The following is a 12,975-nucleotide window of genomic DNA, read 5'->3' on the forward strand; positions in this document are numbered from 1 at the left end:
CTCCCTCTCAAAATGTCCGTCCAGCATTACTGCTTGGACTTTCAAGAACCACTCCCTCTCAAAATGTTCTTCCAGCAATTACTGCTTGGACTTTTAAGAACTACTCCCTCTCAAAATGTCCGTCCTGCATTTCTGCTTGGACTTTTCAAGAGCCTCTCCCTCTCAAAATGTCCGTCCAGCATTTTTGGCTAGAATGAAATCATCCTAAAATGCTTAAAAAAACCTGAATCCCTAAAAAAAATTAAGGGATCAGGTTTTTTAATTATTTATTTCCTTGGTTCGAATTGTAGAAAAATTTAGCCGTAATGGAGCCATCGTTATTTTCAACAATATCGGTTACATGGATTCCGGAATCACCAGGTGTTGAGTTTTGGCCCTTCCAGAAGTAATAGGATCCTGTATGAACCTTACCTGAAACAGGTGTTAGCTTACTTCCCGTTTTGAAGAAGTCGCCCACATCTCCGCGATTTACATTTTTCTCGAGATCATATTTTCCGTCAGCTTGAAGGACAGAGAGACCATAATGTGTCACAACTGTTCCATCACTTGCCGTTTCAGACTGATTGTACTGGAAGCGCTTGTTCATCCAGTTTTCCACATTGTTCGGCCGAAAGCCTGCAGTTTGATAAAGGTTAATGATATTTTCATCCACATGCCATGCAACTAATCCGTGAGCTTCTTGGCCTTGGCGAATTAACCCTTTATTAAACCCGTCTTGCTGGACATTTTCAAATAGGAAGTATTCTGTTTCATTTGAGCCTGGGACTGCCATTTTTACAATTCCATTATTAGCAGAAGCTTGGCTGATCGGAGGAAGAGTAATTTCCTGAATTCCATCTTCTGGTGAAACTTCAATTGGATTTGCCCAGCCTAAGAAAATTTTTGAGAATGGGTCAAAATGCGTTGGAGAGTTCCCAGAATAAGCAGCATTGTCTGGATAGCGCATCCATGAGCCGCCTGCCATCATGGAGTAGTTTCCAACTCCCTCAGATGAATAAACCGTGTCATAGAAATCAGGCAATCCTAAAGCATGACCGAATTCATGTGCATACACCCCTGTTTGTGCTGGGAATGGGCCTGTTATCTTAGATTCATCATATTTACCAGTAGCTGTATCAAATCCGGAAACATTTCCGCCAATGGCTGGCTGAATATTATAGTTGTTTACGACTACGCCATCATAAGTCATGTCTTCAGCTATTGTTTTATTAATCCACTCACCTTGGCTCAGCCCTGCGTGAACATCTGCAGGTTTACCAGTTTCATAGTACTTTCCATAATACATAGCACTTAATAGGTTCCATTTATGAGACCAGATTTGTGCAGGATCCCTGCTGAATTCAGCCCCAGTTCCTTCATGGACGATAAAAATATTAGGCACCTCTCCATTTTCCGCATATTGGGAGAAATCTATTTGCTCATCTGCTGCCTTCAATAAATCACGAACAAATTCACCCATATGGGCATCCCCATTTTCATTCCCAAGGACATATTTCCCACTTTCGGCATAATTCCCCTCTTGGTCTAAATAGTAGGAAGCTCCCTTCGGCATTTCAACCCACACAAATTCCGTATTTTCTTTACGGACAAGATTTACTTTTCCATTACTTGATTCTTTGTAAACATTTTGCATCGTTCGATTTGTTGGAGCCTTCTCTCCATTAAACTCAGCATACTGTTTAAACTGTTCAAGCTCATATGGATTATATTCCGTTCCGAAAATTAAATCTTCATAATAATGGGCCGGAACTTGTCCAGGCATATCCCCGACAGGCTCATCACCATCTTTATATTTTGCTAGAATGACTAGAACAGGAATATCCCCCTCTGCATTTCTATAAGCAACATGATTATTCCCAGCTTGCTGAAACTTCGTCCCATGCTTAGCTGCTTTTTCAGCAGGGTCGACTTTTGAAAGATCGAGTCCAAATCTTTTTGCCTGCTCTGCAAGTTCAGGTGAAGCTCCTACATAATGAGCTAAATTAAGATTATATGTACTCTTCTCTTTCGCGGTTACATCTTTATTGACCCCCGCTGAAAAAACAGTACTTCCAATTAATGTTAGTGCTAATGCAGAACTAGATAAGACCTTTAACAAATACACCACTCCTTTAAAATATTTCTATTTCCTAAATAAATCATATGAAATAGTCTATATTTTCTGAATAAGGATTTGGTACCTTTTATTAGGAAAATAGATAGTTAATAATACTTATTTCGATTGGCTTAATAAAATAATATAAGTGCCTCCTATTTTTACCAATGTTTGTATATAATTAATAGAGTTTTCAAAAGGAGGCAGATTTTATGTGGGGACTTATCATTTCACAACTCATCCTCATAATCATTTTCAGTTTAATAGGCTGGGCCATTCGCTATAAGAAAGCTTACTATCTTATTTCTGGATTCTCCTCTCGTACAGAAGAAGAAAAGCAGCAGCTAATTGCAAATCGTTTACCACAGAAAACCGGGAGCCTATTATTGATTACTGCCGTTGTCATGGTTCTTCTACTTCCGCTTTCCTTTACTTCCTTTAAATATGCAATGGAAGCTCAATTTGGAAGCATGCTAATTTTATTAATGGGCGGACTCATTTATTTATCAAAGTATGAAACACTAAGTAAGAGAAAGCGAAGCTATATCATTAGCACTGTGCTTTTTGTCGCCGTAATTGGCTCTATAATTGCTCTCACCGTTTATAGCTATCAAGGCTATGAACTTAAGGTTCATGATAATCGTTTTGAAATTACGGGCATGTATGGGGATGAATGGAGAACGACTGATATTAAACGGATTGAATTAATGGATAGTATGCCTGAAGTTACATTAAGGACGAACGGTGTTGGGCTGCCAACACTATCAAAAGGCCATTTTAAAATTAAGGACTACGGCAGCAGCCTTCTCTTTATTCAAAAAGGCTCTTCGCCATATATCTATATTGAAATGGAGAAAAAGAAAATCTTCATCAATGATAAAGATCCTGACAAAACGAAATTATGGTATGAGGAATTGAAGGAAAAGTCAGGCTCACCTCTTTAGAGTTTTATTGTTTGCATGATTTTTTATGTAAGTTGCTGTATTATGCACAGCAAATCCTTCAAGGTAAAAGGGTCATCATTCCAAATGGGAACGATGACCTTTTTTCAATCATTTATTTGATTAAAATATTTGTGCCTGCTAAATCTGATTGACCTAGGTAGGTTGCGTAGGCATAAATATTGTAATACCCAGCTGGAAGTTTAGTTCCATCTGCAAGTATTCCATCCCATTTGAAGGTTGTGTAGCCTGCCTTTACATCCTTATAAAGAGCAATATCTCCTAAATAACCTAACGGTTGGCCATCTTTGTTGGATAGATAGACAAATAATTCAACTTCCTCTGCTCCACCTGGGAAGTATCCTTCAATTTCAATTTGCCCATCGCCATTTTGACCGGCTCCAAGGTATTGCACACGAGGATAGTCTGGCTCTTTTACGAAAAGAATCGTTGGTAAATCGAGCGTTTCAGAGCCATTGCTAATCGTGATTGTGCCCTCATAATAGCCTTGTTCTAGGGATCCCGCATCAACTTGTACGTTTAAGTTAACATTTTGGGATTGTCCAGGATTTACTTTTAAATTATTGCTCGTCGAAACTTTAATTGCATCAGTGTTCATTTTCACTTCGAAGCTATAAGTCTGGCGCTCAGAAGATAGGTTTTTAATTGTAAAATGCTGCTTTTCTACTTGCTTCCCTTTATCTTTATAGAAAGTTCCAAAAGAGTGGCTTCCAGGAGTCACAAGTGTTTTTGTTTGAATCGCATCTAAAACCTGAATGCTTCCAGCCCCCTGCGTATTATGCGGATAAGCTTGGCCAGTAGCAGGATTGATAAGATTCTGAGCCGTATTCATTAGAGCTGCCTTCACATCAGCAACACTCCAATTCGGGTTTGCCTGCAGAATAAGAGCAGCAGCACCCGCAACATGTGGAGATGCCATACTCGTTCCCTGCTTAGCTCCATATCCATGTGGGTTAGATGGATCATGAGTCGGAACCGTACTTACGATATTTACGCCAGGTGCTGAAACATCCGGCTTAATCATCCATGTAGAAATGACTGGACCACGCGAAGAAAAATCAGCTACTGTTTCCCCAACACGATTGGCGAAATTAATGTTAAATGTCACTTTATTATTGCCTTTTTCTAATTCGGCTAATAATTTATTACCATCTTCTAAAGTTGTTCTAATAGTTGGAACATCAGTGCCAGGCACTTGTACAATTTCTCCAGCAACATTATTATAAATAATCGCTGCGACGGCCCCAGCTTCTTTAGCGGCAGTAGCTTTATCAACAAATGCAATTCCTGCACCGCGGCTAATTAAAGCTACTTTTCCATCAAAGTCTTTTCCAACAAATTCTTCAGGAGAACCAAATCCGGCATGAACAAATTCTAAAGTTTGTCCATTAAGATCTGTAAGAGCTTGGTCATTTGGAAAGCCCATTACTTTTGCTGAAGGATAATCTACACCCTCAGATGTGAAGATAGAAGAATTATATACATTATATGGAAGCTGTGTTGCCCCTACAGAAATGGCATCTCGGGCCCCTCCTGGTGAACCGACTGTCCAGTTATTCGGACCGCTGTTTCCGTTGGATGTAACAGCAACAACGCCTTCAGCCATTGCCCAGTCTAATGCAATGCTTGTTGCATAATCTGGATCATTTAAAGAGTTTCCTAGAGATAGGTTCATAACGTCTGCGCCATCTTGAACTGCTTTTTCAATTCCTGCGATTACGTTAGCCGTTGTCCCGCGGCCGCCAGGACCTAAAACACGGTAAGCAAGTAAATTTGCTTCAGGAGCTACCCCTTTAATAAGGCCATTAGCCGCAACTGTACCTGCAACATGCGAACCATGAGTGGTTGCATCACCTCTAGGATCGCCAGCTGGTGTTTCTTGTGGATCATTATCATTATCGACTAGATCCCAGCCTTTATAGCTGCCAAAAGCATTTGCTAAATCCGGATGGGTATAATCAACCCCTGTATCGATAACCGCAACCGTGACACCTTTTCCTGTATATCCTGATTCCCAAGCCTCGTTGGCGCCAATATGCGGTGCACTATTGAGCATATTTGGGCTGTACTCCTCAGAGGAAATCATTTCCCCTTCTCCTAAGCTAGTTGCCTGATATTCGACATCCGGGTAAACTGCTTTTACTCCAGGCACAGATAATAAAGCAGGAATTTCATTTTCTGTAAGTTCGACAGAGAAGCCAGAGAATACATAATCATATTCACGAATAACTTGAGAGCTTTTTGCTACATTGCTAACATCTGATTTTACTTGATTACGAGTGTTAGCAAGATTTGCCTTGGATTGGCTCTTTCCTTTATGCTTTGCTTCCACTATGGATGGCTCTGTTAATTCAACAATTACACTTGTTCTGTTCGATGACGAAAAATCAAACTCTCCGACTAATTGTGCCAGTTGAGCAGCTGATTTGCTTTCCGCTTTATTAGCAGCACCTGCACCCATTGGCGAAAATGCTAATAATAGTACTAGTGCCAATAGAAAAACTTTCATATTCTTCTTTAACATTGATCCTTTCATCTCCTTTGATGTTGGTTGTGTTGCCTCTTTACAAGACACACCTCCAGTACCCTATTATGTATAACATTGGAAATATTCTGTATCCCTCACTGATAACCCTTGAGTCCTTCCTCCTAACTTCGATAGGTCATTAGAATTATTTTTCAAAAAAAACGGTGCCAGGCACCCTTGGTGGACAGTTTATGAAAAAGTGTCTATTTGGGGTGCATTGCACTCTTAAGGGAATACCTTTTGTTTAATCTGAATACATTTTCATGTAAGGCAACGATGAATAATTTCTAAAGGGGCGGAAAACATGCCGATTTATAATCATCAAATTGAAGTAAATGCACCTATTCGGACTGTATGGGATTTTGTGAGTCATATTAATAACTGGGCTCCACTTGTACCCGGATATATTGAACATCAGATTCTCAGTGATAAAGAGTCCACATGGTGCTTTAAAAGTGATATTGGTTTCATGAAGAAGAAAATTGAGTTAAAGGTTGATATTACAGGCTGGGAAGAGCCTTCTAAAGTGACATTTAACTTAAAGGGGCTAAATGAAAAATTTACGGGCCACGGATATTTTTTAGCGGAGCAAAAAGGAAACTCGAAGGTACTTATGACAGGCTGCCTTGATATTACAGCCGAAGGAATGCTGGCAAAGGTCGCAAACTCGATATTAACAACCTCGCTTCCTGAAACAACTTCAGAACTGACTGAAGCTGTAGCTGCCAAAATTGAGGAACATGCTTACAATTAGAGAACAACCCGAAAATACGTAAATAATCAAGCACAAACAAAAGCAGGAGCACTCTCACAAAGAGAATGCCCCTGTCTTTTATTTTTCCAATACATTATTTTTTTCTAAGAACTCCATCAGACGCTCCACTAGGCCATCAGCCAATGGCAAATCAGGATTTGTGTATGTTGCGCTATTACCTTCTGGGTCCTTAGGCGAATCCTTAAGAACATGGTTCATTCCTTCTATGATAAATAGCTCGGAATCTGGTTTGGCTGCATGCAATGCCTCAGCTTCCTTAACAGGAACTTGAAGATCGTGTGTACCGTTTATGATGAAAACAGGGCACTCCAATTTTTTCAATTGTTCCTGAGGATTATACTGGAGCCATGAAATGATGTATGGCTGAATAGATGGACGGAATAAGAATTGCAATTCTGTACTGACAGATTTAACTATTTCACCATGCTTTAATTTATCCAAAATGTCCTTTGACTCTTGTAGCTGGTTTGCCGGAAGCTGAGCTTCTAGCTGTTCAATCAGTACTTGATCGGCCGGTCTGCCTGCACCTGAAACTGAAATATACGTATCCGCATTCGTTTTACTAGCTGCAGTCATTCCGATTAAAGAGCCTTCGCTATGACCAATAATGCCGACCTTTGAGAAACGATTATCCCCTCTTGCGAACTGAACCCAAGATTCTACATCTTGTATAAAATGATCAAAACGCACATCTTCTTCTTTTCCTCCTAGGCTTACATTTTGACCTATTCCTCTTTTATCATAGCGAATACTCGCAACTCCATTTGCCGCTAAGTCTTCAGCCAACATTTTTAAACTATTATTTTTTCCTGGTAATATTGTTGTGTTTCCATCCTTATCAGTCGGACCTGAGCCTGCAATAATAATCATAATAGGAAATGGCCCCTCACCTTGAGGAGTGGTCAATAATCCATTCATCGTTCCATCCTTTACTTCCATCTGTACAGGATCGCCAACTTCTTTAGATTCTTCAGCCGTTCCCTTCGTTAGTTCAAAAGGAAAAGACTGACCCTGCTGCTTAAATGTACCTGCAATCTTCTCATTCTCTACTTTACCATCAAATGTTATATGCTGCCCTTGAAGCTCCATAGCCAATGACAAGCTTGAATCAGTTAATTTCACTTTTGCAAATGGGTATTTGTCCAACCCTTGAGCTGGAATGCTTAAAGTGCCGCCATCCGTTGAAAACTCTAATTGAATAGGCAGCGGCTGATTCGGAATTTGTATAACACCTTCCCATACTCCCTCAATGCTTTCCAATGAACTTCCCCCTTTTTCACTTGCAACTTCCTCTTTTTTATTTCCCTTGCTGCAGCCCAACAATAATAAGCTAACACTTAACATCACAAATAGAAGATATGATAATTTCTTCAAAGTTAACCCTCCTACATTTATTAGCTAACCGAAAAAGGAAATGAACAAAATGATAGCAAGCGGTCCAAATAAGATGATATAACCAATCGGATTAGCAAAATTTAAAGTCCAGCCAATCCCAAAACGCTTTTCAATAAAGATGGAAGGGTCATTTTTATTAAAATAAATGAGCCCCCCCTTCCAATATCGATCTTCATCAAAATCGGAAATACCATCCCAAGACTTGATATCAGTCTTTTCGCCTGCTGTTCCAACTTTAAGTGCAAAAAGGACAGAGCTGATCAGGATGACAAATACGAATATGAGGGGAATTGCCATTAATAAAGTGCCATCGGCTAAATTAGGATGAATCATTTGTAATTGCAAAAAGGAAAAAAGCAACGTAATAAGAATATTGGTCAAAAACATAAACCAGCTCGAATATTTTCTAAGTGTGAGCTGACGAATTCTGGAGGCTTCAGTCCTTGTGGCACTTAATTTAATGCCAGACCGCTTTGTCATTTCATTAATACTTAAAAACATCACTTGCATGGTTAACATGATTAGCGGCAATGAGATGGAGGAAAAAGGATTTTTTCCTGTAAACGCATCAGGCTTGCCATTTGGTCCCCAGTGAGTAGGGATTTGCTCAGGAAGCAAACTGTACTTTAAAATTGAATAACCAATAATCCCAATAGTAACAACCATTGGCAGTAAGTATAGATACCAAGGAAGCATTTCATCTTTTGAGCGGACAGATAAATCCGTCACTTTTAATTGTTTTAAGTTTTCTCCCCACCCCATCTGTTTCTTACACTGGATGGTTTTTGCATGAAAGTAAAAATAAAGCGCAATACTTACAAAAATGAGACTAAATTGAATGACTAGTGGCAGCAATAATAAATTGGAATGGACTGAATCCCCATTCGGCACCAATACAAGATAAATGGCTACTCCAATTAGACCAAAGATCAAAATGAGCCATGCATATATTTTTTTATAAGAAATTAACTTGGCATCCCGATCATATTCATCCGGAATGAAAACACCAAATACAATATTTCGTTTAACTAAAAATGGAGTTGCCATTTGGATAGCTACTAAAAAAACAATAATGATTAAAAAAAGTAAGAAATCCATTTGATCCTCTTCCTTTCTGTATCAATGGGTCATGACTCCCCTCTTAAATCCGAAACAATGGTTTCCACAAGTTTTTGAATTTGTTCTTTTTCTAGACCCAAAACTAATGCTTCTGCTATTAACGGTTTAAAACCTTTTAAGAGCTGATCGGTCACTTCAATTGTTACGACCGGAGAATTAATAACGGCACCTGATTTAGGGATAATGTGAATGATGCCCTTCTTCTCTAATTCATGGTAGCTTTTGTTCACTGTATGCATATTAACGCCCAAATCAGCGGCAAAGGCACGCACAGAAGGCAATGAATCACCAGGATTCAAATATCCCCTCGCTATTCCCTCCATAATTTGGTTCGTTAACTGGGTATAGATCGGAACATCAGATTGGGGCTCAATAACAATGATCAACCCTATCTCCTCCATTCTGTTCTATACTCAATATAACAAACTTGTTATAGTTTGTATAGAACAAAAAAATAAAAACCCCATTTCTGGAGTTTATTAATATAGCTAATTTCTTTTGGGTTACTTTGTATAACGATTGGCATAACTAGAGGCTACGAAAGCGTCAGGCTTTATTTTTGGCTCTACTCCCATTGATTCCATTCTTGAAACCATCTCTTTTACAAATTCCCGTGTTTTATTTCTTTGTCCAATCCCAATATCAAGATGACCTTCCATTGTAAATGTTGCTCCGTGGTAAAGATAAGGAAGGACTAGATCAATGATTTCATTCTTCTTCTCATGTGTAAAAAGGGCTACTACCTGTTCCGTCAGTGAGGTTTCATACGAGATTCTTTCATGCAAATGAAGCATTTTTCTAGGAATAATTTGTTTCCTAATACAGGCCCAAGCCCCTTTTCCTTCATTTTGGATCACAATTCCCGTAATAAAAATCGTCCGATCACAATGAACCTGTGAATCCGTCCCGACCATTAATCGGTAATGACCACATGGACTCCTATTAATGAACTTAAGAATTCTTGTAAAAACCATATCAAATGTTAAATTTCGTTCTTGTAAATTTTGAAACGTGAAGTTTTCACCCTGATCATATATCACCTTTTATCACCACATTATGTTAGGAGTGAAGTTAGATTACAAATGGCTTTGTCTCTGTTCCAAAACGAATGGCTAACAACTACTGTACAACCCGCGTATATTATCATTATATTTAAATCGTTTATCCAGGTTTCACCATTTTTTAAGTTTTCCCACAATAAATTCAAATTAAACCTTAACTGCTTGGAACGATGAGCATCTTTTTATTGGTTTCATTAATGAGTATGCTAATATGAGGGAAAATATCATTGAGGTGGTCATTTATGAGAATTCAAGTTTGGTCAGATTTTGTTTGTCCGTTTTGTTATATTGGGAAACGCAGATTGGAACAGGCACTTGACCAATTTCCCCATAAGGATCAAGTCGAGGTTGAATTCAAAAGCTTTGAGTTAGATCCAAACTCTCCTAAATATAACGGCAAAAGCATTCACGAAATCCTTGCCGGGAAATATGGAATGAGTATTGAACAAGCTAAACAGGCAAATGAAGGAGTCGGACAACAAGCAGCGAGCGTAGGATTGGATTTTCGTTTTGATGAAATGAAGCATGGCAATACGTTTGATGCCCATCGACTGGCAAAGTTTGCAAAGGAGAATGGAAAAGAACCAGAACTAACTGAAAAGCTCCTTCACGCTTATTTTACAGATTCAAAGAACATAGGCGATGAAGAGGTACTGGCTGACATTGCTGAATCAGCCGGACTCGAGCGTGATCAAGCTTTGAAAATTGTTCAGGATAAAACTGCCTTTGCTAATGATGTACGGATTGATGAGGCAATTGCCCAGCAGTATGGCATTAAAGGAGTACCATATTTTATCATTAATAATAAATATGCAATTTCAGGTGCCCAAGCCCCTGAAACGTTTGCGGGTGCCCTTCAAAAGGTTTGGGAAGAAGAATCTGCTGCTCCTGCTTTCCAGGACCTTTCTGCAGAAGGCATGGAAGATGCTAGCTGTACGGACGAGAGCTGCGGAATTCCGGAAAAAAAAGAATAATTACTTTAAGAAAACTTTATCAAGGTGTTTTCTGCTCTCCATTCAAAACACTTACATTAAACTCCCTATGTTGGGGTTTTCCAACTCTTGATAAAAAAATCAGGCACCTCCTTGGGGTGCCTGACTTCCTTTTATGTTACAGGGTCCTAATAATAGTCTGCGGTGTTTTTTCCAACAATCCGTAAACCAGAAAAGGATTGAACAGTCATAATAATCGTTGCCAAAACAACAAATAAAGTAGAAATAAAAAAATGTTTGTTTTTTTGTCTAATTGTAAAACTTGCCTCTTACCCTTCCAATGCAACTTCTTTAGGTTTGTTATCCTCGCGTAAATAAGGTGTAATGGTTTTCTTTTTAATATGATAGAGGATTAGAGCTATGATGCTAAGCCCGCAGACTGCCAGTAATATCCAAACAGGCATCTTTTCAAGAGCGAAACCAAAGATGATAAAGCCAAGCGGTGTCATGGCGCTTGCACCTGTTTCAAGGAGAGACATGACTCGTCCTCGGTATTCATCTGGTGTGCTCTTTTGGAGTAGAACCATAATGGGCATATTGATCAGCATAATAAAAGTAGACAGCAGGAAAACCATGATGACTAAATAAGGAAAGAAAAGTGTATTTGAGATATGCGTCATACCTGGAACGTTCGGCAATCCCAATAAAATTAGAACGGTCGACATAGCGATCAACCCGCCAAAAATGCTAAGTTCCTTTCTTTTGATCTCTGGCCGGGTTGATAGAATAATAGCCATCACCATCATGCCGACTGAGAAGGTTCCTTCAATAATGCCAAGCTGAATGGACTCCATCTTTCGAATGGTTAGAACTAGATACGGGATGGCAACTGGAAACACCGCAAACCAGAAATTAAGCCAAATACAAATCAAAATTAAATTCTTAATAAAAGGTTGATTCTTAACGTAGATAAATCCTAATTTCAAATCTGTTAACACAGAGTTGCCATTAGTTTTCTCCTTTTTTTCTGCAAATAAATCATATTGAATGAAAACACTTGCCAATCCTGAAATCGTAAAAGTAATAATATTAATTATCATGAAAGTAGTAATGTTAAAGAGTCCGAAGAATATACCACCAAGGACAGGTCCTAGGATAGCGGAAAGGGAAGCGGCTGCCTGATTTAAGGACATCGCCTTTTGCAAATAATCTGGGCCAACCATGTTGTAGATCGCTGATGTGACAGCATTGGAGTAAAATGTGTTGAGGATACTAAGGACAGCTGTTGCTAAATATAGGACCCAAATTTCCGGATAAAGAAAGGTAAATATGAAAAAGACAATTACGAGCCAAATTGCACAGGCAAAATCAGATGTTATAATCATCATCTTCCTATTCAAGCGATCGCTCAATGTACCAGCAATCGGGGAGAGCACTATTCTTGGCAAAGCACTTAAAAGCAGCGTAATAGCAAAGTTAAGGCTTGAACCTGTTTTTGCTAAAATATACAATCCGATTGCAAAGCCATAAATCGATGAGCCTAGAACCGCCGTCATTTTACCGATTAGAAACAGGATAAGATTCTTTTGTATCGATCCTGCCATTTAATTCTCCTCCTCATCCATTAGCTTTTCAAACTGACAGGAAATTTGATAAGGTGTGCGCTCTTTATCACTTTTAACTGTTTTCTTTAAATATTTTAATATGAGTTGGTCCCAATCTGCTTCAAATTCTTTCAACTCTTCGTCTGTAAGTGATAAACTTGATCCCCTCTTACGTGTCTTTTTTTCCTGAATAGGAGCATTCTCGTCAATTAACTTAAAATGGGTTGCTTTTGAGCGGTAATATTTCTCGATAATTCCCCTATTCTCCTTCGTTTCCGCAATTTCAAGGATTCCGCCATGATAAAGCTGCTGAATGTGATAATGAATACTGCCGGCTGTTTTTCCCATTTCATCTGCCACCTGCTTTGCCGTCATTGGACGTTCGTCAAGCAAGTAAATAATTTTCACTCTTAATGGACTTGAAATTAATTTTTGCTGTTCTAGATTGATTTCCATCATATTTTGTTGAGAATCCAATTTTCCTTACCACCCTAATCTTTTTGGT

General features: G+C 38.9%; 12 protein-coding genes. 4 read left to right on the plus strand and 8 right to left on the minus strand.

The annotated features are described in order from the left end of the window. A partial coding sequence (locus V7149_RS03315) for a hypothetical protein (RefSeq protein WP_335344235.1) occupies positions 1 to 197 on the plus strand: 197 nt, incomplete at its 5' end. Between the two features lie 65 nt (positions 198 to 262). Here V7149_RS03315 and V7149_RS03320 read toward each other — a convergent pair. Further along, the gene (locus V7149_RS03320) at positions 263 to 2,098 is read right to left on the minus strand and encodes a M6 family metalloprotease domain-containing protein (protein ID WP_335344236.1); all 1,836 of its coding nucleotides are present in this window, start codon (positions 2,096 to 2,098) and stop codon (positions 263 to 265) included. A gap of 209 nt (positions 2,099 to 2,307) precedes the next feature. Between V7149_RS03320 and V7149_RS03325 the strand changes: the two genes are divergently transcribed. Then, a complete protein-coding gene (locus V7149_RS03325) occupies positions 2,308 to 3,039 on the plus strand; it encodes a DUF3784 domain-containing protein (protein WP_335344237.1) in 732 nt (243 codons plus the stop codon). A gap of 112 nt (positions 3,040 to 3,151) precedes the next feature. Here V7149_RS03325 and V7149_RS03330 read toward each other — a convergent pair whose 3' ends face one another. Further along, a complete protein-coding gene (locus V7149_RS03330; protein ID WP_335344238.1) occupies positions 3,152 to 5,581 on the minus strand; it encodes a S8 family peptidase in 2,430 nt (809 codons plus the stop codon). 307 nt (positions 5,582 to 5,888) lie between these two features. Between V7149_RS03330 and V7149_RS03335 the strand changes: the two genes are divergently transcribed. Beyond that, on the plus strand, positions 5,889 to 6,338 hold the full coding sequence (locus tag V7149_RS03335; RefSeq protein ID WP_335344239.1) for a CoxG family protein: 450 nt from the start codon (positions 5,889 to 5,891) through the stop codon (positions 6,336 to 6,338). A gap of 78 nt (positions 6,339 to 6,416) precedes the next feature. On the opposite strand, the gene V7149_RS03340 is transcribed toward V7149_RS03335, so the two are convergent. The 4 genes from V7149_RS03340 to V7149_RS03355 form a co-directional block, all read right to left on the minus strand. Next, positions 6,417 to 7,733 carry an alpha/beta hydrolase gene (locus V7149_RS03340; protein WP_335344240.1) on the minus strand — a complete coding sequence of 439 codons (1,317 nt, stop codon included), beginning with the start codon at positions 7,731 to 7,733 and terminating at the stop codon, positions 6,417 to 6,419. Positions 7,734 to 7,757: 24 nt separating this feature from the next. Beyond that, positions 7,758 to 8,852, minus strand: a complete 1,095-nt coding sequence (locus V7149_RS03345) for a DUF1648 domain-containing protein (RefSeq protein ID WP_335344241.1) — start codon at positions 8,850 to 8,852, stop codon at positions 7,758 to 7,760. A 29-nt stretch (positions 8,853 to 8,881) separates the two neighbouring features. Then, positions 8,882 to 9,259, minus strand: a complete 378-nt coding sequence (locus V7149_RS03350; protein WP_335344242.1) for a GntR family transcriptional regulator — start codon at positions 9,257 to 9,259, stop codon at positions 8,882 to 8,884. A gap of 117 nt (positions 9,260 to 9,376) precedes the next feature. Next, complete coding sequence (locus tag V7149_RS03355) at positions 9,377 to 9,847, minus strand: ribonuclease H-like YkuK family protein (protein WP_335344246.1); 471 nt, start codon at positions 9,845 to 9,847, stop codon at positions 9,377 to 9,379. 329 nt (positions 9,848 to 10,176) lie between these two features. Between V7149_RS03355 and V7149_RS03360 the strand changes: the two genes are divergently transcribed. Then, entirely contained in the window at positions 10,177 to 10,908 is a 732-nt protein-coding gene (locus V7149_RS03360) for a DsbA family oxidoreductase (RefSeq protein WP_335344243.1), read from the plus strand. 287 nt (positions 10,909 to 11,195) lie between these two features. Here V7149_RS03360 and V7149_RS03365 read toward each other — a convergent pair whose 3' ends face one another. After that, complete coding sequence (locus V7149_RS03365) at positions 11,196 to 12,470, minus strand: MFS transporter (RefSeq protein ID WP_335344244.1); 1,275 nt, start codon at positions 12,468 to 12,470, stop codon at positions 11,196 to 11,198. After that, positions 12,471 to 12,947, minus strand: coding sequence for an ArsR/SmtB family transcription factor (locus tag V7149_RS03370; RefSeq protein ID WP_335344245.1), 477 nt, complete (start codon positions 12,945 to 12,947; stop codon positions 12,471 to 12,473). Positions 12,948 to 12,975 lie beyond the last annotated feature (28 nt).

This window comes from Bacillus sp. JJ1503, assembly GCF_036965125.1.
GTDB lineage: Bacteria > Bacillota > Bacilli > Bacillales > Cytobacillaceae > Cytobacillus.